The organism is Rubrivivax sp. JA1026 (assembly GCF_011065555.1).
Taxonomy (GTDB): Bacteria; Pseudomonadota; Gammaproteobacteria; order Burkholderiales; family Burkholderiaceae_C; genus Rubrivivax; species Rubrivivax benzoatilyticus.
In genome coordinates, this window is the sequence record NZ_JAALCQ010000002.1 from 233305 (window position 1) to 257722 (window position 24418).

Consider the following 24418-nt stretch of genomic DNA (forward strand, 5'->3'; position numbering starts at 1 on the left):
GCCAACTGCGGCCCATGCAGATGCTGTACCAGTCCGACACCTTCGTCGTCGTCCAGGTCGAGTTGCCGGCCGAAGCCGGCGCGCCGGCACGCGGCGGCTACGAGATCGTCGACAAGCTCGCGCGCACCGACATCTGGATCGAAGGGGCGGTGGCCGAGAGCTTCCGCCGCGGTGTCGAGGCGCTGGCCGAACGCGACCCGGGCCCCGAGGCCTTCGACGACTTCATCGCCGGCTACGCCCGGCTCGCCCAGCAGCCGCTGAGCCTGCACTGAACGGGCGGGCACAATGGCGCGATGAACGCCCGCACGCCCGCCTACACCCGCGGCCAGGCCCTGGCCGACCTGCTGCCCCGGCGCATCGTCGTCATCGACGGTGCGATGGGCACGATGATCCAGCGCTGGAAGCTCGGCGAAGCCGACTTCCGCAACGACGCGCTGCGCGAGCACCCGAAAGACCTGAAGGGCAACAACGACCTGCTGTCGATCACGCGCCCCGACGTGATCCGCGAGATCCACGCCCAGTACCTGGCGGCCGGCGCCGACATCATCGAGACCAACACCTTCGGCGCGACGACCGTCGCCCAGGAGGACTACGACCTGGCGCCCATGGCGCGCGAGATGAACCTCGCGTCGGCGCGTGTCGCGCGCGAAGCCGCCGACGCCGCGGCCACGCCGGACAAGCCGCGTTTCGTCGCCGGCGCGCTGGGCCCGACGCCGCGCACCGCCAGCATCAGCCCCGACGTCAACGACCCCGGCGCGCGCAACATCACGTTCGACCAGCTGCGCGAGGCCTACCGCGAGCAGGCCGAGGCGCTGCTCGACGGCGGCGTCGACCTGTTCCTCGTCGAGACGATCTTCGACACGCTGAACGCCAAGGCGGCGATCTTCGCGCTCGACGAGCTGATGGAAGCGCGCGGCGAGCGCCTGCCGGTCATCGTCTCGGGCACCGTCACCGACGCCTCGGGCCGCATCCTGTCGGGGCAGACGGTGGGCGCGTTCTGGCACTCGGTGCGCCATGCGCGGCCGCTGGCCATCGGCCTGAACTGCGCGCTCGGCGCGGCGCTGATGCGGCCGTACATCGAGGAGCTGTCGCGCATCGCCGACGACACCTACGTCAGCTGCTACCCGAACGCCGGCCTGCCCAACCCGATGAGCGAGACCGGCTTCGACGAGACGCCGCCGGTCACCGGCGCGCTGATGGCCGACTTCGCCAAGGCCGGTTTCCTGAACATCGTCGGCGGCTGCTGCGGCACGACGCCGGACCACATCGCCGAGATCGCGCGCCGCGTCTCGGCCTACCGGCCGCGCTCGCGCCGCGACCCGCTGTTCACCGGGCTGGTCGCGGCGGCCTGATCGCGGCCGTGTCCGCATCCCCAGAGGGCGCCTTTGGCGCCCTTTGGGGAGAGGCGCTGGCATACGGGCCGGATCCGATCCGGGTCTCCCGGTCGGATCCGGAGCCCCCTCGGGGGGCGGCCGCCAGGCGGCCGGGGGCTCAAGGTGCAGCGCACTCGCAGTGCGCCATCGCCGCCGGGCGGCGGCCGTCGCTGGCCTGGATCAGCCAGGCTGCCTGTTGCCGCAGCTCGGCCAGCGGCGCCGGCAGCGGCGGCGGCAGCGCCGCCTGCAGGGCCGGCTGCAGCGCCGTGACGCCGAGGCCGCCGAACCACGCCATCAGGCGTTCGGCACGGCCGGGCATCTCCTCCATGTACTGCACGCGGTAGCCCGGCGCCAGCTTGGCGCGCGCCGCGGCCACGGCCAGAGCGTCGCGCAGGCCACCGGTGCGGTCGACCAGGCCGCGCACGCGGGCCTGCGCGCCGCTCCAGACGCGGCCCTGGCCGATCTCGTCGATGCGCTCCGGCGTCGTCTTGCGCGCCGTGGCGACACGTTCGAGGAACTGGCCGTAGACGTGGCCGATGCTCGACTGCAGCACCTGCTCGGTGCGTGCGTCCAGCGGCGCGCGCGGGTCGTAGGCGTCGACCGCCCAGCTCGTGCGGTAGCCCTCGGTGTGCAGGCCCAGGCGTTCGAGCGCACGTTCGGCGGTCGGCAGCACGGCGATGACGCCGATCGAGCCGGTGATCGTCGCCGGGTCGGCGACGATCTCGTCGGCCGAGGTCGAGATCCAGAAGCCGCCCGAGGCCGCGACGTCGCCCATCGACACCACCACCGGCTTGCCGGCGGCGCGGGCCAGCTCCAGCTCGCGGCGGATCAGCTCCGAGCCGAAGGCGCTGCCGCCGGGCGAGTTGACGCGCAGCACGATGGCGCGCACCGCGTCGTCGTCGCGGGCGCGCCGCACCAGCGCCGCAGTCGACAGCCCGCCCACCGTGCCCGGGGCGGCCTCGCCGTCGACGATCATGCCCTCGGCGACGACCACCGCCACCGCGGGGCCGGCGGCCGGCGGCGTGAAACGCGCCGCGTAGGCGGCGAAGCCGATCTGGCGGAAGCTCTCGCCGTCGCGTTCGCCGCGGGCGATCAGCGCCGCGCGCATCTGGTCGCGGGTCTTCATCGCGTCGATCAGGCCTTCACGCGCGGCCAGCTTGGCGGCGTCGCCGCCGGCGGCGGCCAGGCGCTCGGGCAGCTCGGCGATGGCCCGCGACAGGCTGCCGGCGGGCAGGCGGCGCGCATGCTCGATGGTCGCCGCGTAGTCGGCCCACAGGCCGTCGTAGAGCTCGCGGTCGGCCTGCTCGGTCTCGGGCGACGGCCCGCTGGCGGCCAGCGTCTCGGCGGCGTTCTTGAAGCGCCCGGCACGCACCACGTGCGCGGTGACGCCGAGCTGGTCCAGCGCGTCCTTGAAGTAGGTGCGCCGGCCGCCGTAGCCGCTGATCTCGATGCCGCCCATCGGGTGCAGCCAGACCTCGTCGGCGTGGGCCGCCAGGTAGTACTGGCGCTGGTCGTAGCTGGAGCCCCAGGCGACGACCTTCTTGCCGCCGGCGCGGAAGCGGTCGACGGCGGCGGCCACCTCGCGCAGCGTCGGCAGGCCGGCGCCGGCGAAGTCGTCGAGCACCAGCAGCGCGCTGGTGATGCGGGCGTCGGTGGCACCGGCGTCCAGCGCGGTCAGCAGGTCGCGCAGCCGGGTCTGTTCAAGGTCCGAGCCGCGCACCTTCTGCAGCGCGTTGTCGCGCAGGCTGCCGCTGAACTGCTCCCGGATCGGCCCCTGCGGGTTGAGCACCAGCACCGTCTTGTCGGCCAGCGGCGGCGGGCCGCGGTGCAGCAGGGCCCAGGCCACGGCGGCGAGCACCGCCAGCAGCAGCAGGTTCAGGATCGCCCGCCGTCCGGTGTCCACGAGCCACCACAGGCCGTGCAGCACGCGCATCGTCCGGGAACGGGGTTTCGTCTCGTCGGCCATCGAATCCTCCTCTGACGGGTGCGAGGCTAGCAGGACGTCGAAGAACGGATCGCCAACGCGTCGCCGATCGTCGGCAATGAAGCGGTCGTCAGCCTGACTGGAGCCTCCCTCGCGGAGGGAGGCTGGAGGGTGCCGTCAAACGAGCTGGAGCACCCTCTCGGAGGGGGGCTCGGGGGAGCTGTGCGTGACAGCCGCAGGCCCGGCATCCGGGCGGCGCAAGCCGCCTGGATGCCGGGCCGATTGCGATACTCGCGGCGATGTGGTCCATCCTCGCCGTGACGGCGCCCTTCTTCGCGCTGGTGGCGGCGGGTTACGCGGCCGGGCGGCTGCGCCTGCTGCCCGAGAGCGCGATTCCCGGGCTCAACGTCTTCGTCCAGTGCTTCGCGCTGCCGGCGATGCTGCTGCGCCTGGCGATGGCGACGCCGATCTCGCAGCTGCTCGACCCGGCGGTGCTGCTGTGCTGGCTGGGCGCGGCGGCCCTCGTCGTCGGCGCGGTGCTCGCGGCCACCTGGCGGCGCGCCGGGCTCAAGGACGCGGCCTTCGGCGCGCTCGTCGCCACCTTCCCGAACTCGGGCTTCATGGGCGTGCCGTTGCTCGTCGCGCTGCTCGGGCCGCAGGCCGCCGGGCCGACGATCGCCGTGCTGCTGATCGACGTCTTCGTGACCAGCTCGCTGTGCATCGCGCTGGCCCAGGCCGGCGACGCCGCCGGCCACGGCACGCGGCGCGCGCTGGCGCTGGCGCTGCGCGGCGCCGTCGGCAACCCGCTGCCCTGGGCGACGGCGCTGGGCGCCGTGTTCTCGGTGGCCGGCGTCGGCCTGCCGGGCCCGGTGGACACCGTCGTGCGCCTGCTGGCCGACGCGGCGACGCCGGTGGCGCTGTTCACCGTCGGCGCCGTGCTCTGGCGCGCCGGCCAGCGCGCCGGCCACGGTGAGCGCTGGGGCGACGTGGCGGCGATCACCGCCGTCAAGCTGTTCGTTCACCCGGCGCTGGTGGCCGGGCTGGGCCTGGTGCTGGTCGCCGCCGGCGTGCCGCTGACGCCGGCGCAGCTGACGGTGCTGACGCTGGCCGCGGCGCTGCCCAGCGCCAGCAACGTGCCGCTGCTGGCCGAGCGCTACCGCGCCGACGCCGGGCGCATCGCGCGCATCGTGATGCTGTCGACGGCGCTGGCCTTCGGCAGCTTCAGCGCGCTGGTCGGCTGGCTGGGCCCGGGCTGAGCGGCAGCGTCGTGCACCGGGCCGGCGTGTGTCAGCGCCGGCCGGCGCGCCACTCGGGCAGGCGGATGCCGCGCCACAGCGTCCAGCCGCGCAGGCCGCACGCGAGCGCGGCCCCGGCGAACAGGCCCGGGCCCGGCGGCCAGCCGAGGTGCTCGCCGAGCACGACGAGCCAGCCGCCGGCGAAGGCGCAGACGGCGTAGGGCTGGTGGTCGTTGAAAGCGGCCGGCACCTCGGCGCAGGCGATGTCGCGCAGCACGCCGCCGCAGGCCGCGGTCATCGTGCCCATCAGCACCGCGATCAGCGCCGGCATGCCGGCGGCGAGCGCGATCTGCGTGCCGCTGGCGGCGAACAGGCCCAGGCCCAGCGCGTCGGGCCACTGGATCGCGCGCTGCGTCGTCGCGACGTGGCGCCGGTCGAGGTAGCGCATGGCCAGCAGCGTCAGCAGCAGCAGGCCCCAGAGCCAGTCGGCGTTGTGCACCCAGAAGAAGGGCCGGCGGTCGAGCAGCAGGTCGCGCATCGTGCCGCCGCCGAAGGCCGACAGGCAGGCCACCGAGAACGAGCCGACGGCGTCCAGCCGCTTGCGCGCTGCGGTCAGCAGCCCGGCGATGAAGAAGGCCAGCGTTCCGGCGACCTCGATGGTCAGGTGCAGCAGATCCAGAGGCATCGTCAGATCGCCAGCGGGTCGACGTCGACGGCCCAGCGGATCAGGCCCTTGTGATGCGGCCGAAGCGCGTGCAGCTGCGGCAGCCAGCCGGCGAGGAAACGCTGCAGCGCCGGCCGCGACGTCGACTCGACGAGCATCTGCACGCGTTCGACATCGGCCACGCGGGACACCGCCGGCGGCACCGCCGGGTACAGGCCGATGCTGTCGATGCCCTCGGCCAGCGTCGCCGCTTCGTCGAGGAAGGCGGTGGCGACCTCGGCGCTCCTGGCTTCCGCCCGCAGCAGCGCCAGGTGGCTGAACGGCGGCAGCCCGGCGCTGCGGCGCTCGTCGAGCTGGCTGGCGGCAAACGCCGCGTAGTCGTGGCGCTTCAGCGCGTCGAACAGCGCGTGCTGCGGGTTCCAGGTCTGGATCCACATCTCGCTGCGTGCCGCCTGCTCGGCGTCGCGGCCGGCGCGGCCGGCGGCCTGCATCAGCAGCGCGAACAGGCGCTCCGGGGCGCGGAAGTCGCTGGCGAACAGCGCCGAGTCGGGGTTCACCGCGACGACCAGCGTGATGCGGCGGAAGTCGTGGCCCTTGGCCACCATCTGCGTGCCGACGAGCACGTCGACCTCGCCGGCGTGCACGGCGCCCAGCTGCTGCTCCAGCGCGCCGGCGCCGCGCGTGCTGTCGGCGTCGATGCGCGCGACACGCGCTTCGGGCAGCAGCTCGGCCAGTTGCTCGGCGAGCTTCTCGGTGCCGCGGCCGATCGGCGCGATGTCCTGGTTGCCGCAATCGGGGCAGGCGCGTGGCACACGCTCGGTGAAGCCGCAGTGGTGGCAGCGCAGCGTGCGGTCGGCCTTGTGGAACACGCGCCAGGCGCTGCAGTGCGGGCAGCCGCTCTTCCAGCCGCATTCGCCGCAGTGCAGCACCGGCGCGTAGCCGCGGCGGTTGAGCAGCAGCAGGCTCTGTTCGCCGCGTTCGAGCCGCTGCTTCAGCGCCTCGAGCACCGGCGGCGCCAGCGGCGGCCCGTCGACACCGCGCTGGCGCGGCAGCCGGCTCATGTCGAAGACACGCACCCGCGGCATCGCGCCGCCGCCGATGCGCGCGTCCAGCGCCAGGCGGCGGTAGCGGCCTTCCTGCACCCGCTGCCAGGTCTCCAGCGACGGTGTCGCCGAGCCCAGCAGCACCGGCACGCCGGCGTCGTGGGCGCGCCAGACGGCCAGGTCGCGCGCCGAGTAGCGGGCGCCTTCCTGCTGCTTGAACGAGGGGTCGTGCTCCTCGTCGACGACGACCAGACCCAGCCGCGGCAGCGACGCGAACACCGCCAGCCGCGTGCCGAGCACGAGGTCGGCGGTGCCCAGGTGGGCCTGCAGCCAGTTCTTCAGCCGCTGCGCCGGCGTCAGCGCGCTGTGCAGGCTGACGAGGCGCCGGCCGGGAAAACGTGCGGCGAAACGTGCTTCGAGCTGCGGCGTCAGGTTGATCTCGGGCACCAGCACCAGCACCTGGCGGCCGGCGTCCAGCGCCTGCTCGGCGGCGCGCAGGTAGACCTCGGTCTTGCCGCTGCCGGTGACGCCGTGCAGCAGCGCCGGCGCCGTGCTCTCGGCCAGCGCGGCCAGCGCCGCCTGCTGCTCGGCGCTGGGTTCGGGCCGCGGCGGCGGCTCGGCGGCCGGCGGCGGCGCGAGCTTGGCCAGCTTGGCGACGCGGCGTGCGAGCTGCACGTCGTCCAGCTTGCGCAGCTCGGGCGGCAGCACCGACAGCGCCAGCTCGCCGACACCCCGCTGGTAGTAGCCGGCGGCGAACTCGACGAGGCGGCGCCAGGCGTCGCCCAGCGGCGGCAGCGCTTCGAGCGCCGCGCCGGCCGGGCGCAGTGCGTCGTCGGCGAGCTCGGTGTCGCCTTCGCGGTGCCAGACGATGCCCGGCACCTCGCGCCGCCCCAGCGGCACACGCAGCAGCGTGCCGGGCGGCCAGGCCTGCTCGGCGAGGTAGTCGAGCACGCCGACCCCCGTGTGCTGGGGTGTCTCGACGGCGACGGCGATGCGCTGGGTCATCGGCTCGTCACTTGCGTGCGAAAGCTCGGTGGCTTCTCAAGGATCGTCCCCAAGTCCTTGTGTTGGAAGGCTTTTCGGACCTGCCCACAGCTTCTGTGGATAACTTTGTGCAGAAGCTGCGTCCAGCGCCTCCAAGTTGTTGATTCTCCAAGCCCCGAGGTTCTTTGCGCGATTTCGTGGCAGCGGAGTGATCGTATATGAATCAACAACTTAGCGAAGACAAACGGCCCCAGTGGGGCCGTTGCGGGGAAGCTGCTGCGGGCCGGTGCCGCAGCACGTTTACTGGGGATAAGTCAAGCCTTCAGGCAGGGCAAACGCTGCCCTGAGCACTCACTTACCGGCCGAGCGAAGCAGGCGGCCGTGGTTGTGCACCGCTTCGACAAGCGCGGTGACGTTGTCCGGCGGCGTGTGCTGGCTGATGCCGTGGCCGAGGTTGAAGACGTGGCCGCCCCAGCCGCCGTCGGCACGCTGCGGCGCGCCGAAGCTGTCGAGCACCTTGACCGCTTCCTTGGCGATGACCTCGGGGTTGGAGAACAGCACCGCCGGGTCCAGGTTGCCCTGCAGCGCGACGCGGTCGCCGGTGCGGCGGCGGGCGTCGCCCAGGTTGGCCGTCCAGTCCAGGCCGACGACGTCGGCGCCGATCGCGGCGATCTGTTCCAGCCAGATGCCGCCGCCCTTGGTGAAGACGATGACCGGGATCTGCTGGCCGTCGTGCTGGCGCTTCAGGCCGGCGACGACGCGGCGCGTGTACTCCAGGCTGAATTCCTGGAACACGCCGTCGGCGAGCACGCCGCCCCAGCTGTCGAAGATCATCACGGCCTGCGCGCCGCACTCGATCTGCTGGTTCAGGTAGGCGGTGACGGCCTGCGCGTTGACGTCGAGGATGCGGTGCAGCAGGTCGGGGCGCGCGTACAGCATCTGCTTGACGACGCGGTAGTCGTCCGAGCCGGCGCCTTCGACCATGTAGCTGGCCAGCGTCCAGGGGCTGCCGGAGAAGCCGATCAGCGGCACGCGGCCGTTGAGCGCCTTGCGCAGCATCGTCACGGTGTCGAAGACGTAGCGCAGCTTGTCCAGGTCGGGCACCTGCAGCGCGGCGACCGAGGCTTCGTCACGCAGCGGGTGGGCGAAACGCGGGCCTTCGCCGGCGCCGAAGCTCAGGCCCAGGCCCATCGCGTCGGGCACGACCAGGATGTCGGAGAACAGGATCGCCGCGTCCAGCGCGTAACGGTCCAGCGGCTGCAGCGTCACCTCGGTGGCGTACTGCGGGTTGGTGGCCAGACCCATGAAGCTGTTGCCCGCCTTCTCGCGCGTGGCGCGGTACTCCGGCAGGTAACGACCGGCCTGGCGCATCAGCCAGAGCGGCGTGTGGGTCGTGGGCTGGCGCAGGCACGCGCGCAGGAACTGGTCGTTTTGGAGGGGGGCGAACATCGGAGGATTATCGCCGGCCGGCCTGCGGCCGATTTGATCTCGGCTTGGTTCTCGTCAGCCTCGTCGGCCGCGGGCGCACCACCGCGTGGCCACCGGCCGGCGTAGCATCGGGCGCCAACCAAGGAGGACACGATGGGTTTGACGAGGTGGATCGCCGCGATCGGTGTCGTGCTGGCCCTGTCGGGCTGCGGCTACAACGACTTCCAGCGCCTGGACGAGCAGGCCAAGTCGCGCTGGGCCGAGGTGCTGAACCAGTACCAGCGCCGCGCCGACCTGGTGCCCAACCTGGTGGCCACCGTCAAGGGCGAAGCGAACTTCGAGCAGGAGACGCTGACCCGTGTCGTCGAGGCGCGCGCGCGTGCGACCTCGATCCAGGCCACGCCCGAGCTGGTCGACAACCCCGAGGCCTTCCGCAAGTTCCAGGCGGCGCAGGGCGAGCTGTCGGGTGCGCTGTCGCGGCTGCTGATGGTCAGCGAGAACTACCCCAGCCTGCGCGCCAACCAGGGCTTCCAGGACCTGCGCGTGCAGCTCGAGGGCACCGAGAACCGCATCACCGTCGCGCGCAACCAGTACATCCAGGCGGTGCAGGAATACAACGTGCTGGCGCGCAGCTTCCCGAGCAACCTGACGGCGATGGTCTTCGGCTACGAGGTCAAGCCCAGCCTGCAGGTGCAGGACGAGGCGGCGATCAGCCGGCCGCCGGCGGTCAACTTCGAGAGCCCGGCCTCCAGGTGAGCGCCTGAGCATGCCGCGCCTGCTGCGCGCGCTGGTCCTGCTGCTGGCGCTGTTCGTGCCGGCGGTCTTCGCCCAGGGCGGGTTGAAGCCCGTGCCGGCGCTGACGGCGCGTGTCATCGACCAGACCGCGACGCTGGCGCCGGCGGCGCGTGACGCGCTGGAGGCCAGGCTCGCCGCCTTCGAGGCCGAGGCCGGGCCGCAGATCGTCGTGCTGATCGTGCCCGACACCGCCCCCGAGGACATCGCGGCCTACGCCTGGCGCGTGGCCGACCAGTGGAAGATCGGCCGGCGCGAGGTCGGCGACGGCGTGCTGGTGCTGGTGTCGATGGGCGACCGGCGCGTGCGCATCGAGGTCGCGCGCGCGCTCGAAGGCGCGATCCCCGACCTGGCGGCGCGCCAGATCATCGACCGCGCGATCCGGCCCGCGTTCCGCGAAGGCGACTACGCCGGCGGGCTGGAGGCTGGCGTCGACCAGCTGATCGCGCGCATCCGCGGCGAGAACCTGCCGCTGCCGGCCGCCGCCGGCCGCGGCGAGGACGGCACGCAGTTCGAGGACTGGGTGGTGCTGCTGTTCTTCGGCGTGCCGGTGATGGCCTCGGTGCTGTCCGGGGCGCTGGGGCGCAAGCTCGGCGTGCCGCTGACGGCGGCCATCGCCGGCGGCATCGCCTGGTGGGTGACGGCCAGCGTGCTGGTCGCGCTCGGTGTCGGCGTCGCGGCGCTGGTTTTCGCGCTGGTCTTCAGCGTCGCGTCGGCGCTGCGCCAAGTTGGCGGCGGGTCCGGCCGCGGCGGCGGTGGCTGGGGCGGAGGCGGCGGCTTCGGCGGTGGCGGGTTCCGCGGCGGTGGTGGCGGCGGCGGTTTCCGCTCCGGCGGCGGCGGCAGTTTCGGCGGCGGCGGCGCCTCGGGGGGCTGGTGATGGGTCTGGGACGTGCGTTGCGCCATCTGTTCGCCGACCACGGCGACGTGCGCCGGGTGCTCGACGATGCCGCGATGGCGCGTCTGGCCGAGCGCGTGCGCGCCAGCGAGGCGCGCCATTCGGGCGAGATCCGGCTGTGCGTCGAGGCCGGCCTGCCCTGGGGCTGGCTGCAGCGCCCGGTGCGCGAACGTGCGCTGGAAGTCTTCGCCGAACTGGGGGTCTGGGACACCGAGGCCAACAACGGCGTGCTGATCTACCTGCTGCTGGCCGACCATGCGATCGAGCTCGTCGCCGACCGCGGCGTGATGCGCCACGCGCCGGCCGGTCACTGGGACGGCGTCGTCGCGACGATGCGCGAGGCGTTCCGCGCCGGGCGTTTCGAGGACGGGCTGGCGCAGGCCGTCGACGCCGTCGACGCGCTGCTGGTGCGGCACTACCCGCTGGCCGAAGGCGAGGCCAACCCGAACGAGCTGCCCGACGCGCCGCACGTGCGCTGACGGCGGCGCGCCGGCCCGGCGCTAGAAGAAGTAGCGCGCGGTCAGCGTCGCGGTCCGGGGCGAGCCGAAGACGTTGCCGCCGGTCGCCCAGCCGAGGGTCTCGTAGTAGCGCCGGTCGAAGACGTTGTCGACGTTGAGCTGCAGGTCCAGCGCCGCGCTCGCCTGGTAGCCCGCGCTCAGGCCCCAGACCGCCCAGCCGCCCTGGCGGATGCGGCTGTCGTCGCTCGACACCACGCTGTTCTGCGCGTAGACCTTGGCGCCGACGCGCCAGCGCGAGAGTTCACCCGGCAGCCGGTAGCGCGTCGAGAGCTTGAACTGGTGGCGCGGCAGATCGCTGTCGTAGAGCCGGCCGATGTTGGCGGCGCTGCTGTCCTGCGTGTACTTGGCGGCAGCGTAGGTGTAGCCGGCGGTCAGTTGCCAGGCCGGGGTCAGCGCGCCGCTGAGCTCCATCTCGACGCCCTTGCTCTCGACCTCCCCCGACGCGCGCTTGCAGTAGCCCCAGCTGCTGCCGGGGCAGGGGTTGGGACCGTCGAGGTCGTCGGTGGGGCGGTTGCGCTGCTCGATCAGGAAGACGGCGAGGCTGGCGTTGAGCCGGCCGTCGAGGTACTCGCCCTTCACCCCGAGCTCGTAGTTGCGGCCGGTGATCGGGTCGAGCAGCTGGCCGTCGCGGTCGCGGCTGGACTGGGGTTCGAAGATCTCGGTCCAGCTGGCGTAGGCCGAGTGGCGTGCATCGATCTCGTAGACCAGCCCGGCGTACGGGGTGAACTCGTCGTCGACCTCGTAGCCCGTGCCCGCGCCGTGGTTGCGGAACTCGTAGGCGCTCAGCCGCGCGCCGAGCACCAGCTTCAGCGGGTCGGCGAGCTGCAGCCGCGTCGCCGCGTAGAGCGCCTTCTGGCGCGTCGTGTACGAGTAGCGCCACAGCGACATGTCGATGTCGGGCTCGGCGACCGCCGAGGCGTCCCAGTCGTAGGGGTCGACCACGGGACCGTCGGCGCTCCAGGCGTAGTCGGCCCAGCCGCCCCAGTTGCGGTTGTCGTAGCGGCGGTAGCTGGCGCCGAGCACGAACTCGTGGCGCCGGCCCCAGAGCTCGAACGGCCCCTGCAGCGAGGCGTCGTAGCTGTCCTGCCGGTTGTCGAGGCGGTAGTGCTGGGTGTCCTGGTGCAGCACGCCGTCGATGCGGCTCAGGTTGGAGAACACCATGTCCTGTTCGGGGCGCTTCCAGGTGGCGGCCAGTCGCACCTGCCAGCCACCGGCGAAGCGGTGCTCGAGTTCGGCGAAGGCGGTGTTGTCGGTCTGGTGCCAGTAGTCGAAGTCGTTGGCGTAGTTGCTCGAACGGGACAGGCCCGGCAGGAAGCTGCCGTCGGCCGCGGTCGGCAGGCCCGGGATGAAGCCGTCGTTGTCCACCTTGCGGTGGTACAGCCCGAGGGTCGCCGTCGTGGCCGGCGTCAGGTCGGCATCGACGATGGCGTAGAAGAGGTGGTTGCGGTCGTGCGCGGTGTCGTAGAAACGATCCCTGTCCTGCGCGCTGACGACGGCGCGGCCGCGCAGCGAGCCGGCCTCGTTCAGCGGCCCGCTGACGTCCACCACGCCGCGCTTGTCGTTCCAGCGGCCCAGGCTCAGGCCGACGCTGCCCTGGAACTCGTCGGTCGGGCGCTTGCGCACGAGGTTGATCGCGGCCGACGGCGTGCCGGCGCCGGTGGTCAGGCCGGTGGCGCCGCGCACGACCTCGACGCGGTCATAGATGTCCAGCGCGTCGTTGTCGGCGTTGAAGGTGCCATTGGCCCCGGTGCTGGTCGGCAGGCCGTCGATCAGCAGGTTGGAGACGGCGAAGCCGCGCGCGCTGAAGCTGCCCGACTCGCCGGCGTAGTAGCCCTTCTGCATCGTCAGGCCGGTGACGCTGCGCACCGCGTCGTCCAGCGTCGTCAGGTTCTGGTCCTCGATCTGGCTGCGGGTCAGCACGCTGACCGACTGCGGCGTTTCGCGCACCGACATCGGCAGCTTCGTCGCGGTGTTCATGCGGCGCGTGGTGTAGGAGCCGCTGCCTTCGGTGGCGCCGTTGTCGGCGCTGGCGCGTGCCGTCAGCGCCGGCAGGCTTTGCCCGGCAGCGGCTTCGCTGCCGCCCGCCGGGGGTGCCTCGCGCAGCACGTAGCCCGCCGGGCCGAGAGACAGGGCCTGAAGTCCGGTGCCGTCGAGCAGCAGGCGCAGGCCGTCGGCCGCGCTGTGCTGCCCCTGCAGGCCGCGCGTGCGGCGTGCACCCAGCAGCGCCGGGTCGGCGCTGACGCTCACCCGGGCCGCTGCGGCGAACGCGGGCAGCGCGGCGCCCAGCGGGCCGGCGGGCACCTGGAAGTCGTGGATGGCCGCGTCGGCGGTCGCCTGCGTCCTTGCCTGGGCGTGGGCGGCGGGGATCGCCGAGGGCATCGCGCCCAGCGCGAGCGCGGTGGCGCAAGCGCCTGCGGCGCGGCTCAGGGGCATGGCGCCGGGCCGGCGGCGCGTCTGCGCGCGGCGGCTGCGGGGTCCTGGGGTCATGGAGTTTCCTTCGCTGTGGTCGCTGTCCGGCAATGAGCTGCCATCGAACAGGACACGCGAACGGGCCGAAAGGGGCCAGGCGGGCGGTTTCAGCGTGGGCCGCGAGGGGCCACGGTGATCCAGTAGCGCGTGCGTTCGAGGACACGCACCGGCAGCAGCCGGGCGAGGTTGTCCAGCACGGCGTCGGTGTCGTTCAGCATGAAGGCGCCGCTCAGGCGCAGCCCGGCCACGGCGGGCTCGCAGCGGATCCAGCCTGGCCGGTAGCGCGACAGTTCGGCGAGGAACTCGTCCAGCCGCAGGTCTTCGACGGCCAGCACGCCGCGCGCCCAGAGTGCCCCGTCGGCGGGGGCGGCACGCGGGGTGCGCACCGCGTGACGGTCGAAGTCGACCTGTTCGCCGGCCTGCAGGCGGCCGGGCGCGCCGCCGTCACGCGGCGCGATCTCCACCGCGCCGGTCAGCACGGCGACGCGGCACCGATCGTCGAGCATCCGGACCGTGAAACGCGTTCCGACCGCCCGCACGCGCCCGGCGTCGACGTCGACGACGAAGGGCCGTGGCGGCTGCTGCGGGTCGCGTGCGGTCTCGACGAGCAGCGCGCCGGCGTGCAACTGCAGCCGGCGCAGCTCGGGGCCGAAGTGCGCGTCGGCGGCGCTGGCGGTGTCCAGCACCATGCGGCTGCCGTCGGCAAGCGTCCATTCGCGCCATTCGCCGGTCGCCGTGGTGTAAGCGGCCGAAGTGCGCGACGCGGCGGGCAGCATCTGCCAGCCCAGCCAGCCGGCGCCCGGGGCTGCGATGAGCAGCGCCAGCGTGCGCAGCTGGCGCCGGCGCTGCGGCCGCGCGAGCGTCGGCCGCGCCAGCGCCGCGGGCACGGCGGCCGCCTGGCGGCTGACCAGCAGGGCGCGCTGCCATGCGAGTTCGTGTGCCGGGGCCTGGGCACGCCAGGCCTCGAGTGCGTCGTGCTCGGACGGACTCGCCTTGCCGTCGTTCAGGCGCACGTACCACTCGGCCGCCTGCATCGCCACGTCGCGTGTCAGCACGCGGTCCGGCGGGGGGCTCACCGGGGCACCCCAAGGCCTGCGGCCGATCCCGCCACGCGGGAAGGAGCCCCTGACAAGCCCTGAGGGTGTCTCATGCCGCCAGCAGGATGCATTCGGCCATCGCCTGGGCCATGTAGCGCTTCACCGAACGCAGGCCGACGCCCAGTTCCTCGGCGATCTCGGCGTAGCTCAGGCCCTCGACCTGGGCCAGCACGAAGACCGTGCGCACCTTGGGCGGCAGGCCGTCGAGCATCGTGTCGACCTCCTGCAACGCTTCCAGCATGAGCAGCCGCTGCTCCGGCGAGGGCTGATGGTCCGCCGGCAGCGCCGCGAGGGCCTGCAGGTAGGCCGCTTCCAGCGACTGGCGGCGCAAGTGGTTGAGCAGCAGTCGCCGGGCGACGGTGGCCAGGTAGGCCCGCGGTTCGCGCAGCGCACCGACCTCGGCCGCCGACGGCGTGCACAGCAGGCGCGCGAAAGTGTCCTGGGCCAGATCCGCGGCCTCGAAGGCATTGCCCAGCTTGCGCCAGAGCCAGCCGTGCAGCCAGCCATGGTGCTCGCGGTACAGGCCGGCGAGCTCTTGGTGTGGGGGGCTCAGGACCTGGGACATGCGGGGTGAGCTGAGGTCAATGGTCGGGAATGCGAAGCGTTCGCATCTGATTCTAAGGGCCCCCAGCCCCCGCGGCGGGTTCAGCCGACGGCGCTGCGGGCGCGGCCGCCCTGCCAGTCGGCCAGCGGCCCGTCCAGCGCCGCGCCGCGGCGTACGGCCGTCATCTCCGCGACGATCGCCAGCGCGATCTCCGGCGGCGTGCGGCCGCCGAGGTTCAGGCCGACCGGGCCGTGCAGGCGCGCGATCTGCGCCTCGTCGAGCTCGAAATCGAGCAGTCGCCTGCGGCGCGCGTCGTTGTTGCGCCGCGAGCCGAGCGCGCCGACGTAGAAGGCCGGCGTCTTCAGCGCTTCCATCAGCGCCAGGTCGTCGAGCTTGGGGTCGTGGGTCAGCGCGACGACGGCGGTGTGCGCGTCGGGGCGCATCTCGACGACGAGGTCGTCGGGCATCGTGCGCGACAGCAGGACGCCGGGCAGCGCGTCCCAGCCTTCGCGGTATTCCTCGCGCGGGTCGCAGACGGTGACGGCGTAGTCCAGCAGCAGCGCCATCTGCGCCAGGTAGCGCGAGAGCTGGCCGGCGCCGATGACGATCAGCCGCAGGCGTGGGCCGTGCACCGTCGCCAGCGTCGTGCCGTCGCAACGCAGCGTGTCGCCTTCGCGTGCCGGCTCCAGCGTGACTCGCCCGCTGCCCAGGTCCAGCCGGCGCCTGACCAGCGCATGCTGTTCGACGGCCGCCAGCAACTCGGGCAGCGCCGAAGCCTCGGACAGCGGCTCGAGCACGATCTCGACGCTGCCGCCGCAGGGCAGGCCGAAGCGCTGCGCCTCGTCGGCGCTGACGCCGTAGCGTGTGACGGCCGGCATGCCCGACGCCAGTTCGCCGGCACGCATGCGCGAGATCAGATCGTCCTCGATGCAGCCGCCCGACACCGAGCCGGCGACCTGGCCGTCGTCGCGCAGCGCCATCAGCGAGCCCGGTGGACGCGGCGAGCTGCCCCAGGTGCGCACGACGGTGGCGAGCACGACCCGCCGCCCGGCGCGCTGCCATGCGAGCGCGCTGCGAAGCACCTCGACGTCCACGCCCTGCGTCACGCGTGTTCCGCGGTTGGAGCCGCCAGCGTGCGGGCGGCGCCGGGGTCGCTTGTCGCGGCCGTCCCGCGTCGGGAGCGCATCGGGCTCAGATCGGCTTCAGCGGGCCGTCGAAACGTTCGAGCAGCGGCGCGTGGCCCAGCGGCGGGAACTCGATCTTCGCCTCGGGCACCTTGCGGTCGGGGATGCGGTCGAGCAGGTCGCGGATCAGGCGCAGCCGGCCGATGCGCTGGTCGTTGAAGTCGACCAGCGTCCACGGTGCGTGCGCGGTGTGCGTGGCCTTCAGCATCAGGTCGCGCGCGTGGCCGTACTCGGCGTAACGCGTGCGCGCCTGCAGGTCCACCGGCGAGAGCTTCCAGCGCTTCAGCGGGTCGGCCAGGCGGTCGGCGAAACGCAGTTCCTGGCGCTCCTGGTCGACGGTGAGCCAGTATTTCAGCAGCAGGATGCCGTCGTCGACGAGCAGTTTCTCGAACACCGGCGCCTGCTTCAGGAAGGCCTTGGCCTGGGCTTCGCTGCAGTAGCCCATCACGCGCTCGACGCCGGCGCGGTTGTACCAGCTGCGGTCGAAGAGCACGATCTCGCCGGCCGCCGGCAGGTGCGCGACATAACGCTGGAAGTACCACTGCGTGGCCTCGCGCTCGGTCGGCTTGGGCAGCGCGACGGTGCGGCACTGGCGCGGGTTGAGCGTCGAGGCGATGGCCGAGATCACCCCGCCCTTGCCGGCGGTGTCGCGGCCCTCGATCAGCACCAGCAGGCGCTTGCCGGTGTGCTGCAGCCAGCGCGCCAGGTCGTTGAGCTGCAGTTCCAGCGGTTCGAGCTGCGCCAGGTAGTCGGCCTTCGAGATCTTGCCGTTGGTGCCGTCGCCGTGCTTGGTCTTCTTGCTCATGGGCCGATGATGCGCCCGGCATGCGGCCAATGAAAAGGCCGCCGGCGCTGTCGCGCGGGCGGCCCGTCGTGCGGACGTCGCAGCTTACTTGCGGCGCAGCTTCTGGATCGCGGCGATCTGCGCGGCCATGGCCGCGAACTCGCTCTGCGCCTTCGCCAGGTCGATGTCGCTCTTGGCGTTGCGCATCGCTTCCTCGGCCAGGCGCTTGGCCTCGGTGGCCTTGGCCTCGTCGAGGTCGTGGCCGCGGATGGCCGTGTCGGCGAGCACCGTCACGACGTTGGGCTGCACTTCCAGGATGCCGCCGGCGACGAAGACGAACTCCTCTTCGCCGTTGTCGGCGCGCTCGATGCGCACCGCGCCCGGCTTGATGCGGGTGATCAGCGGCGTGTGGCGCGGCAGGATGCCGAGCTCGCCGTTCTCGCCCGGCAGCGCGACGAACTTGGCCTCGCCCGAGAAGATGCTCTCCTCGGCAGAGACGACGTCGACGTGAATGGTCTTGGCCATGGGGGTCCTCGGATGGAAGAAAGATCAGGAAGCGGCGGGGCGCCAGGCGCCCCGGAGTCCGCTTACTGCAGCTTCTTCGCCTTCTCGAACGCCTCGTCGATCGTGCCGACCATGTAGAAGGCCTGCTCCGGCAGGTGGTCGCACTCGCCGTTGACGATCATCTTGAAGCCGCGGATCGTTTCCTTCAGCGGCACGTACTTGCCCGGCGTGCCGGTGAACACTTCGGCGACGTGGAAGGGCTGCGACAGGAAACGCTGGATCTTGCGGGCGCGGGCGACGGCCAGCTTGTCTTCCGGCGACAGCTCGTCCATGCCCAGGATCGCGATGATGTCGCGCAGTTCCTTGTAGCGCTGCAGCGTGGCCTGCACCGCACGCGTCGTGCTGTAGTGCTCCTCGCCGACGACGTTCGGGTCGATCTGGCGCGAGGTCGAGTCCAGCGGGTCGACGGCGGGGTAGATGCCCAGCGCGGCGATGTCACGCGACAGAACGACGGTGGCGTCCAGGTGGGCGAAGGTCGTGGCCGGCGACGGGTCGGTCAGGTCGTCCGCAGGGACGTACACGGCCTGGATCGAGGTGATCGAGCCGACCTTGGTCGACGTGATGCGCTCCTGCAGGCGGCCCATTTCCTCGGCCAGCGTCGGCTGGTAGCCCACCGCCGACGGCATGCGGCCCAGCAGCGCGGACACTTCGGTGCCGGCCAGCGTGTAGCGGTAGATGTTGTCGACGAAGAACAGCACGTCACGGCCTTCGTCACGGAACGCCTCGGCCATCGTCAGGCCGGTCAGCGCCACGCGCAGACGGTTGCCCGGCGGCTCGTTCATCTGGCCGTAGACCATCGCCACCTTCGACTCGGACAGGTTCTCCTGCACGACGACGTTGGAGTCCGACATCTCGTGATAGAAGTCGTTGCCCTCGCGGGTGCGCTCACCGACGCCGGCGAACACGGACAGACCCGAGTGCGCCTTGGCGATGTTGTTGATGAGCTCCATCATGTTGACGGTCTTGCCGACGCCGGCGCCGCCGAACAGGCCGACCTTGCCGCCCTTGGCGAACGGGCAGATCAGGTCGATGACCTTGATGCCGGTCTCGAGCAGTTCCTGCGACGGCGACAGCTCGTCGTAGGCCGGGGCCTTGCGGTGGATCGTCGCGGTGTGGGTCTGGTCGACCGGGCCACGCTCGTCGATCGGGTTGCCGAGCACGTCCATGATGCGGCCCAGCGTCGCCTTGCCGACCGGCACGGTGATGCCGGCACCGGTGTCGGTGACCATCAGGCCGCGGCGCAGGCCGTCCGACGAGCCGAGCGCGATGGTGCGCACGACGCCGTCGCCGAGTTGTTGCTGAACTTCCAGCGTCAGCGGCGAGCCTTCGAGCTTCAGTGCGTCGAAGATCTTGGGCATCTGGTCGCGCGGGAACTCCACGTCCACGACGGCGCCGATGCACTGAACGATCTTGCCTTGTGCCATTTTGAGCTTCCTTCGATTCGTATCTTTAGACGGCGGCGGCGCCACCCACGATTTCCGACAGTTCCTTCGTGATCGCGGCCTGGCGGGTCTTGTTGTAGACGAGCTTGAGCTCGGCGATCAGGTTGCCGGCGTTGTCCGTGGCGGCCTTCATCGCGACCATGCGCGCGCTCTGCTCGCTGGCCATGTTCTCGGCCACGGCCTGGTAGACCAGCGCCTCGATGTAGCGCGTGAGCAGCTCGTCGATGACCACCGACGCCTCGGGCTCGTAGATGTAGTCCCAGGCGTAGGCCTTCTTCTCGGTGGCGGTCTGCTCCAGGCGCGACGGCGCCAGCGGCAGCAGCGGCTCGACCATCGGCTCCTGCTTCATCGTGTTGATGAACTTCGTGTAGCAGAGATGCACTTCGTCGATCTCGCCGGCCACGAAGGCGTCGAGCATGACCTTGACCGGGCCGATCAGCTTCTCGAGCTGCGGCGCGTCGCCGAGCTGGATCGCGTGGCCGATGACCTGCGCGCCGATCCGGTTCAGGAAGCCGAAGCCCTTGTTGCCGATCGCCACCGTCGCGATCGAGCCGCCGGCCGCCTGCACGTCCTTCATCTTCTGCGTGACGGCACGCAGGATGTTGGTGTTCAGGCCGCCGCACAGACCCTTGTCGGTGGTCACGACGATGAAGCCGACCTTCTTCGTCGTGCCGCCGGCGCGCAGGTAGGGCGACTTGTATTCAGGATTGGCTTCCGACAGGTGCGCAGCGATGTTGCGCACCTTGTCGGCGTACGGGCGCGCAGCGCGCATGCGCTCCTGCGCCTTGCGCATCTTGGACGCGGCGACCATTTCCATGGCCTTGGTGATCTTCTTGGTGTTCTCCACCGATTTGATCTTGCCGCGAATCTCTTTTCCGACTGCCATGTGGCACTCCAGTCAAGCGGACGCCGCAGAACCGGCCGAGGCCGGTCCGCCGGCGACGCCCCGAAGCCCCGCAACGGCCCGCTGCGGGCCGAAGGGACAGACGCCGAAGGCGCTCCGGGGGCGGGCCATGTTCAGGCGAAGGACTTCTTGAACGCGGCGATCGCGCCGGCCAGCTCTTCCTCGGCGGCCTTGTCCATCGCCTTGTCGTTCTCGAGCTTGGCCAGCAGCGCGGCGTGGCTCGACTTCAGGTGCTGGTGCAGGCCGTGTTCGAAGGCCAGAACCTTCTTCACGTCGATGTCGTCCAGGTAGCCCTTGTTCGCGGCGTACAGCGTCGCGGCCATCAGGCTGATCGGCAGCGGCGAGTACTGGGCCTGCTTCAGCAGTTCGGTCACGCGCGCGCCGCGGTCGAGCTGCTTGCGGGTGGCAGCGTCGAGGTCCGAGGCGAACTGCGCGAACGCGGCCAGTTCACGGTACTGCGCCAGGTCGGTACGGATGCCGCCCGACAGGCTCTTGATCAGCTTGGTCTGCGCGGCGCCACCGACGCGCGACACCGAGATGCCGGCGTTGATCGCAGGACGGATGCCGGCGTTGAACAGGCTGGTTTCCAGGAAGATCTGGCCGTCGGTGATCGAGATCACGTTCGTCGGCACGAAGGCGGACACGTCGCCGGCCTGCGTCTCGATGATCGGCAGCGCGGTCAGCGAACCGGTCTTGCCCTTGACCTCGCCCTTCGTGAAGGCCTCGACGTAGTCGGCGTTCACGCGAGCGGCACGCTCGAGCAGGCGGCTGTGGAGATAGAACACGTCGCCGGGGAAGGCTTCGCGGCCCGGCGGGCGGCGCAGCAGCAGCGAGACCTGGCGGTAGGCGACGGCCTGCTTGGACAGATCGTCGTAGATGATCAGGGCGTCCTGGCCGCGGTCGCGGAAGTACTCGCCCATCGTGCAGCCGGAGTAGGCCGACACGTATTGCATCGCCGCCGATTCCGACGCCGAGGCCGCGACGACGATGGTGTAGTCCATCGCGCCGGCTTGTTCCAGGGAGCGCACCACGTTCTTGATCGACGAAGCCTTCTGGCCGATCGCGACGTAGATGCAGGTCATGTTCTGACCCTTCTGGTTGATGATCGTGTCGATCGCCACCGCGGTCTTGCCGGTCTGGCGGTCGCCGATGATCAGCTCGCGCTGGCCGCGGCCGATCGGCACCATCGAGTCGATCGACTTCAGGCCGGTCTGCACCGGCTGGTCGACGGACTTGCGGGCGATGACGCCCGGCGCGACCTTCTCGATGACGTCGGTCATCTTGGCGTTGATCGGGCCCTTGCCGTCGATCGGCTGGCCGAGCGCGTTGACGACGCGGCCGATCAGCTCGGGGCCGACCGGCACCGACAGGATCTGGCCCGTGCACTTGACGGTGTCGCCTTCGGAGATGTGCTCGTACTCGCCCAGAATCACCGCGCCGACGGAGTCGCGCTCGAGGTTCAGAGCCAGGCCGTAGGTCGGCTGGCCGCTCGCGGTGGGCGGGAACTCCAGCATTTCGCCGGCCATCACCTCGGACAGGCCGTGAACGCGGCAGATGCCGTCGGTCACCGAGACGACCGTACCCTGGTTGCGGATGTCGGTCGAGACGCCAAGGCCTTCGATGCGGCTCTTGATCAGCTCGGAAATTTCAGCGGGATTCAGGTTCATAGGTTCTCCTCGAAGGGCGCACGCTCGACGGCTGTCAGGCGGTCAGGGCGGCCTTCATCTGTTCGAGACGGGCGCGGACCGAGGTGTCGAGCACCTCGTCGCCGACGACGACACGCACGCCGCCGATCAGCTCCGGGTCGACTTCGACGTGCGCGTTCAGCTTGCGGCCGAAGCGCTTCTCGAGCGAGGCCGTGACCTCGGCGAGCTGCGCGCCGTCGAGCGGGAACGCGCTGTAGACCGTCGCGTCGGAGACGCCGCCGGAAGCGTTGACCAGGGTGCGGAACTGCGCCGCGACCTCGGCCAGCGCCACGAGGCGGCCGTTTTCGATGACGGTGCGCAGCAGGTTGGCCGCGCGCGGGTCGAGCGCCTGGCCGACGACGCCGGCGATGACGTCGTAGACCTGCGAGGCCGGCACCTTCGGGTGGTCGGCGAACTGGCGCAGTTCGGCGTTGCCCGCCACGGCGGCCAGCGCGTCGATCTGCGGCGCCAGCGCCGCGGCATCGCTGCCGGCGGCCTGGAACAGCGCTTCGGCGTACGGCCGGGCGATCGTCGCGAGCTCTGCCATGTCAGAGCTCCGCCTTCAGGCGCGACAGCAGCTCGGCGTGAACGCCGGGATTCACTTCGCGACGCAGGATCTGCTCGGCGCCCTTGACGGCCAGCCCGGCGACCTGCTCGCGCAGCGCCTCACGGGCCTTCACGGCTTCCTGCTCGGCTTCGGCTCGCGCCGCAGCGATGATCTTGGCCCCTTCCTCGGTGGCACGCCCCTTGGCTTCCTCGATCATCTGCTGCGCGAGACGCTCGGCGTCGGCGAGACGCTTCTGGGCATCGTTGCGCGCAGCCGAGAGTTGCTGCTCGACGCGCTGGTTCGCAGCCGCCAGATCGGACTTGGCCTTGTCGGCCGCCGACAGACCGTCGGCGATCTTGGCGGCGCGCTCGTCGAGCGCCTTGACGATCGGCGGCCAGACGAATTTCATCGTGAACCCGACCAGGATCAGGAACACGATCATCTGGATGATCAGTGTCGCGTTGATGCTCACTTTGTGTCCTCGAAACGCTTGTGGCGAAAAACGGCTGCCTCGCGCTGAGCCGTCCGATTCGCGGCGATCAGGCCGCGTGCCGGATTACTTCGCCAGGGCGGCGATCTGGCCGAGGAACGGGTTGGCGGTGGTGAACCACAGCGCGATACCCGTGCCGATGATGAACGAGGCGTCGATCAGGCCGACCAGCAGGAACATCTTGGTTTGCAGTTCACCCATCAGCTCGGGCTGACGCGCGGCCGATTCCAGGTACTTGCTGCCCATGACGCCGATACCGATACAGGCGCCGGCGGCGCCGAGACCGATGATCAGGCCGGCGGCGAGAGCGACGAGACCGATGAGTTCCATGATGACTCCTTGCTAAATGCGAAAGTGGAGAAAGGGGAAGAAGGGGCAGGAACTGCCCCGGGGCAAACCGTCAGTGCGAGTCGTGCGCCTGACCGACGTACACCAGCGTCAGCATCATGAACACGAACGCTTGCAGCGTGATGATCAGGATGTGGAAGATGGCCCACACCGTCCCGGCCACGATGTGCAGCAGGGACAGCGCCAGACCGCTGGCGGAAAGGGTGAACGCACCGCCGAGCAGCGCGATCAGCAGGAAGATCAGCTCGCCGGCGTACATGTTGCCGAACAGCCGCATGCCGTGCGAAACCGTCTTCGCGACGAACTCGACGAGCTGCATCGCGAGGTTGACGATGCCCAGCAGCACGGCGAACAGCGGGTTCTTGCTCGTGCCGAACGGGGCGGTGACGAGCTCGTGCGCCCAGCCGCCCAGGCCCTTGATCTTCAGGTTGTAGTACAGGCACAGCAGCAGCACGGTGCCCGACAGCGCCATCGTGATCGACAGGTCGGCGGTCGGCACGACACGCAGGTAGGCCTCGGGGTTGCCGCTGGCGGTCTGCCACAGCCAGGGCAGCAGGTCGACCGGCAGCAGGTCCATCGCGTTGAGCATGAACACCCAGACGAAGACCGTCAGCGCCAGCGGAGCGACGAACTTGCGGCTCTGGGCGTTGTGGACGATGTCCTTGGCCTGGTTGTCGACCATCTCGACGAGCATCTCGACGGCGGCCTGGAAGCGGCCCGGCACGCCCGAGGTGGCCTTGCGCGCCGCCATCCACAGCAGGCCGCAGGTCAGGATGCCCAGCGTGACGGCGAAGAACACCGAGTCGAGGTTGATGACCGAGAAGTCGACGACCCCGGTCTGGTGACCGGTCTGCGCGTGGTGCAGGTGGTGGACGATGTACTCGCCCGCGGTCGGCGCGTGTCCTGCGGTTCCTTCGGCTGCCATGTTCTGGTCGTCCCGTGTCGTCGTGTCAGCGGCCGCGCCACAGGAGCGCGACCCAGTATGTCTTGATGCACAGCACCAGACTCGCCAGCAATGCCGGCCAGTTCAGGTCCTGCACGAGCTTCGGCGCCAGCATCAGCATGGCGACCGAGACCGCGATCTTCACCGACTCCCACAACATGAAGCTGACGACACCGGCGCCGGGCGACATGCTGCTGAATCGGCTGGTCGCACCGCGCGCCATCAGGGCGCTCGGCAGGACCACGATGGCGGCGCCGTAAAGCGCCGACCATCCGGCTGCCAGGCGGCCCGTGATCGTCGCTGCGAGCAGCGCGACCACCACGCCGACCACCACCTGCGCAAGGATCACCCGCCACGGAGACAGCAGCGGGTTCTTCTGGCGCAGGGCACGAGCTTGCTCGCGGGTCAGCGGCTTGAAGGCAGCCAGGGCTGCCGCGTCATCGTCCTCCCAAGGGTCGGCCTGCAATTTACGGTCGATCGCCATGGTGAGTCGGGGGATGCGGACAGCAAAGCCGGCGCATTATACGGATAAACCCCGGTCAAGTCGGAACACCCGGAAAC

24 protein-coding genes are annotated in these 24418 nt (G+C 71.1%); 6 read left to right on the top strand and 18 right to left on the bottom strand.

From position 1 onward, the window contains the following. Positions 1-14: 14 nt before the first annotated feature. Positions 15-272, top strand: coding sequence for a DUF3567 domain-containing protein (locus G5B56_RS04770; RefSeq protein ID WP_009858599.1), 258 nt, complete (start codon positions 15-17; stop codon positions 270-272). A gap of 21 nt (positions 273-293) precedes the next feature. Then, positions 294-1352: a homocysteine S-methyltransferase family protein gene (locus tag G5B56_RS04775; RefSeq protein ID WP_164962492.1), complete on the top strand. Its 1059-nt coding sequence runs from the start codon at positions 294-296 to the stop codon at positions 1350-1352. 139 nt (positions 1353-1491) lie between these two features. On the opposite strand, the gene sppA is transcribed toward G5B56_RS04775, so the two are convergent. Beyond that, positions 1492-3339 carry a signal peptide peptidase SppA gene (sppA, locus tag G5B56_RS04780; protein WP_138938915.1) on the bottom strand — a complete coding sequence of 616 codons (1848 nt, stop codon included), beginning with the start codon at positions 3337-3339 and terminating at the stop codon, positions 1492-1494. 257 nt (positions 3340-3596) lie between these two features. Here sppA and G5B56_RS04785 point away from each other — a divergent pair, with 257 nt between their 5' ends. Next, the gene (locus G5B56_RS04785; protein ID WP_009858596.1) at positions 3597-4553 is read left to right on the top strand and encodes an AEC family transporter; all 957 of its coding nucleotides are present in this window, start codon (positions 3597-3599) and stop codon (positions 4551-4553) included. Between the two features lie 31 nt (positions 4554-4584). On the opposite strand, the gene G5B56_RS04790 is transcribed toward G5B56_RS04785, so the two are convergent. The 3 genes from G5B56_RS04790 to hemE all read right to left on the bottom strand — a co-directional run bounded on the left by G5B56_RS04790 (position 4585) and on the right by hemE (position 8672). After that, a complete protein-coding gene (locus G5B56_RS04790) occupies positions 4585-5217 on the bottom strand; it encodes a trimeric intracellular cation channel family protein (RefSeq protein ID WP_009858595.1) in 633 nt (210 codons plus the stop codon). A gap of 2 nt (positions 5218-5219) precedes the next feature. Next, positions 5220-7244 carry a primosomal protein N' gene (locus G5B56_RS04795; RefSeq protein WP_164962493.1) on the bottom strand — a complete coding sequence of 675 codons (2025 nt, stop codon included), beginning with the start codon at positions 7242-7244 and terminating at the stop codon, positions 5220-5222. 330 nt (positions 7245-7574) lie between these two features. Continuing rightward, complete coding sequence (hemE, locus tag G5B56_RS04800) at positions 7575-8672, bottom strand: uroporphyrinogen decarboxylase (protein ID WP_164962494.1); 1098 nt, start codon at positions 8670-8672, stop codon at positions 7575-7577. Positions 8673-8804: 132 nt separating this feature from the next. Between hemE and G5B56_RS04805 the strand changes: the two genes are divergently transcribed. The 3 genes from G5B56_RS04805 to G5B56_RS04815 are packed head-to-tail and all read left to right on the top strand — an operon-like array spanning position 8805 to position 10817. Further along, positions 8805-9407, top strand: coding sequence for a LemA family protein (locus tag G5B56_RS04805; protein WP_206023481.1), 603 nt, complete (start codon positions 8805-8807; stop codon positions 9405-9407). 10 nt (positions 9408-9417) lie between these two features. After that, positions 9418-10320, top strand: coding sequence for a YgcG family protein (locus tag G5B56_RS04810; protein ID WP_164962495.1), 903 nt, complete (start codon positions 9418-9420; stop codon positions 10318-10320). After that, entirely contained in the window at positions 10320-10817 is a 498-nt protein-coding gene (locus G5B56_RS04815; RefSeq protein ID WP_164962496.1) for a TPM domain-containing protein, read from the top strand. Before G5B56_RS04810 ends, G5B56_RS04815 begins: the two co-directional genes overlap by 1 nt. Before the next feature lie 21 nt (positions 10818-10838). Here the strand turns inward: G5B56_RS04815 and G5B56_RS04820 are convergent, their stop codons facing one another. From G5B56_RS04820 to G5B56_RS04885, 14 genes are all read right to left on the bottom strand, one after another. Beyond that, the gene (locus G5B56_RS04820) at positions 10839-13343 is read right to left on the bottom strand and encodes a TonB-dependent siderophore receptor (RefSeq protein ID WP_206023482.1); all 2505 of its coding nucleotides are present in this window, start codon (positions 13341-13343) and stop codon (positions 10839-10841) included. A gap of 89 nt (positions 13344-13432) precedes the next feature. Continuing rightward, on the bottom strand, positions 13433-14401 hold the full coding sequence (locus G5B56_RS04825; protein WP_240920660.1) for a FecR domain-containing protein: 969 nt from the start codon (positions 14399-14401) through the stop codon (positions 13433-13435). 70 nt (positions 14402-14471) lie between these two features. Then, positions 14472-14987 carry a sigma-70 family RNA polymerase sigma factor gene (locus tag G5B56_RS04830; RefSeq protein WP_164962497.1) on the bottom strand — a complete coding sequence of 172 codons (516 nt, stop codon included), beginning with the start codon at positions 14985-14987 and terminating at the stop codon, positions 14472-14474. An 80-nt stretch (positions 14988-15067) separates the two neighbouring features. Next, positions 15068-16072 (bottom strand): XdhC family protein, encoded by a 1005-nt coding sequence (locus tag G5B56_RS04835; protein WP_240920661.1) that lies wholly within the window; start codon positions 16070-16072, stop codon positions 15068-15070. Between the two features lie 85 nt (positions 16073-16157). Continuing rightward, positions 16158-16955, bottom strand: a complete 798-nt coding sequence (ppk2, locus tag G5B56_RS04840; RefSeq protein WP_206023483.1) for a polyphosphate kinase 2 — start codon at positions 16953-16955, stop codon at positions 16158-16160. A gap of 84 nt (positions 16956-17039) precedes the next feature. After that, positions 17040-17459: a F0F1 ATP synthase subunit epsilon gene (locus G5B56_RS04845; protein ID WP_009858588.1), complete on the bottom strand. Its 420-nt coding sequence runs from the start codon at positions 17457-17459 to the stop codon at positions 17040-17042. A 62-nt stretch (positions 17460-17521) separates the two neighbouring features. Next, the gene (gene atpD / locus G5B56_RS04850; protein ID WP_009858587.1) at positions 17522-18922 is read right to left on the bottom strand and encodes a F0F1 ATP synthase subunit beta; all 1401 of its coding nucleotides are present in this window, start codon (positions 18920-18922) and stop codon (positions 17522-17524) included. Positions 18923-18947: 25 nt separating this feature from the next. Beyond that, complete coding sequence (gene atpG, locus G5B56_RS04855; protein WP_009858586.1) at positions 18948-19826, bottom strand: F0F1 ATP synthase subunit gamma; 879 nt, start codon at positions 19824-19826, stop codon at positions 18948-18950. A 131-nt stretch (positions 19827-19957) separates the two neighbouring features. Continuing rightward, entirely contained in the window at positions 19958-21511 is a 1554-nt protein-coding gene (gene atpA, locus G5B56_RS04860) for a F0F1 ATP synthase subunit alpha (protein WP_009858585.1), read from the bottom strand. Between the two features lie 34 nt (positions 21512-21545). Continuing rightward, positions 21546-22076: a F0F1 ATP synthase subunit delta gene (locus tag G5B56_RS04865; protein ID WP_009858584.1), complete on the bottom strand. Its 531-nt coding sequence runs from the start codon at positions 22074-22076 to the stop codon at positions 21546-21548. Position 22077: 1 nt separating this feature from the next. After that, on the bottom strand, positions 22078-22548 hold the full coding sequence (locus tag G5B56_RS04870; RefSeq protein WP_009858583.1) for a F0F1 ATP synthase subunit B: 471 nt from the start codon (positions 22546-22548) through the stop codon (positions 22078-22080). Between the two features lie 84 nt (positions 22549-22632). Next, positions 22633-22896: a F0F1 ATP synthase subunit C gene (gene atpE, locus G5B56_RS04875; RefSeq protein ID WP_009858582.1), complete on the bottom strand. Its 264-nt coding sequence runs from the start codon at positions 22894-22896 to the stop codon at positions 22633-22635. A 70-nt stretch (positions 22897-22966) separates the two neighbouring features. Further along, positions 22967-23839 carry a F0F1 ATP synthase subunit A gene (gene atpB / locus G5B56_RS04880; protein ID WP_009858581.1) on the bottom strand — a complete coding sequence of 291 codons (873 nt, stop codon included), beginning with the start codon at positions 23837-23839 and terminating at the stop codon, positions 22967-22969. Positions 23840-23864: 25 nt separating this feature from the next. Next, the gene (locus G5B56_RS04885; protein ID WP_164962498.1) at positions 23865-24341 is read right to left on the bottom strand and encodes an ATP synthase subunit I; all 477 of its coding nucleotides are present in this window, start codon (positions 24339-24341) and stop codon (positions 23865-23867) included. Positions 24342-24418 lie beyond the last annotated feature (77 nt).

Coding starts and splice junctions, on each gene's coding strand:
- G5B56_RS04770 (WP_009858599.1), top strand. CDS start 15: ATGCAGATGCTGTACCAGTCCGACACCTTCGTCGTCGTCCAGGTCGAG.
- G5B56_RS04775 (WP_164962492.1), top strand. CDS start 294: ATGAACGCCCGCACGCCCGCCTACACCCGCGGCCAGGCCCTGGCCGAC.
- sppA (WP_138938915.1), bottom strand. CDS start 3,339: ATGGCCGACGAGACGAAACCCCGTTCCCGGACGATGCGCGTGCTGCAC.
- G5B56_RS04785 (WP_009858596.1), top strand. CDS start 3,597: ATGTGGTCCATCCTCGCCGTGACGGCGCCCTTCTTCGCGCTGGTGGCG.
- G5B56_RS04790 (WP_009858595.1), bottom strand. CDS start 5,217: ATGCCTCTGGATCTGCTGCACCTGACCATCGAGGTCGCCGGAACGCTG.
- G5B56_RS04795 (WP_164962493.1), bottom strand. CDS start 7,244: ATGACCCAGCGCATCGCCGTCGCCGTCGAGACACCCCAGCACACGGGG.
- hemE (WP_164962494.1), bottom strand. CDS start 8,672: ATGTTCGCCCCCCTCCAAAACGACCAGTTCCTGCGCGCGTGCCTGCGC.
- G5B56_RS04805 (WP_206023481.1), top strand. CDS start 8,805: ATGGGTTTGACGAGGTGGATCGCCGCGATCGGTGTCGTGCTGGCCCTG.
- G5B56_RS04810 (WP_164962495.1), top strand. CDS start 9,418: ATGCCGCGCCTGCTGCGCGCGCTGGTCCTGCTGCTGGCGCTGTTCGTG.
- G5B56_RS04815 (WP_164962496.1), top strand. CDS start 10,320: ATGGGTCTGGGACGTGCGTTGCGCCATCTGTTCGCCGACCACGGCGAC.
- G5B56_RS04820 (WP_206023482.1), bottom strand. CDS start 13,343: ATGACCCCAGGACCCCGCAGCCGCCGCGCGCAGACGCGCCGCCGGCCC.
- G5B56_RS04830 (WP_164962497.1), bottom strand. CDS start 14,987: ATGTCCCAGGTCCTGAGCCCCCCACACCAAGAGCTCGCCGGCCTGTAC.
- ppk2 (WP_206023483.1), bottom strand. CDS start 16,955: ATGAGCAAGAAGACCAAGCACGGCGACGGCACCAACGGCAAGATCTCG.
- G5B56_RS04845 (WP_009858588.1), bottom strand. CDS start 17,459: ATGGCCAAGACCATTCACGTCGACGTCGTCTCTGCCGAGGAGAGCATC.
- atpD (WP_009858587.1), bottom strand. CDS start 18,922: ATGGCACAAGGCAAGATCGTTCAGTGCATCGGCGCCGTCGTGGACGTG.
- atpG (WP_009858586.1), bottom strand. CDS start 19,826: ATGGCAGTCGGAAAAGAGATTCGCGGCAAGATCAAATCGGTGGAGAAC.
- atpA (WP_009858585.1), bottom strand. CDS start 21,511: ATGAACCTGAATCCCGCTGAAATTTCCGAGCTGATCAAGAGCCGCATC.
- G5B56_RS04865 (WP_009858584.1), bottom strand. CDS start 22,076: ATGGCAGAGCTCGCGACGATCGCCCGGCCGTACGCCGAAGCGCTGTTC.
- atpE (WP_009858582.1), bottom strand. CDS start 22,896: ATGGAACTCATCGGTCTCGTCGCTCTCGCCGCCGGCCTGATCATCGGT.
- atpB (WP_009858581.1), bottom strand. CDS start 23,839: ATGGCAGCCGAAGGAACCGCAGGACACGCGCCGACCGCGGGCGAGTAC.
- G5B56_RS04885 (WP_164962498.1), bottom strand. CDS start 24,341: ATGGCGATCGACCGTAAATTGCAGGCCGACCCTTGGGAGGACGATGAC.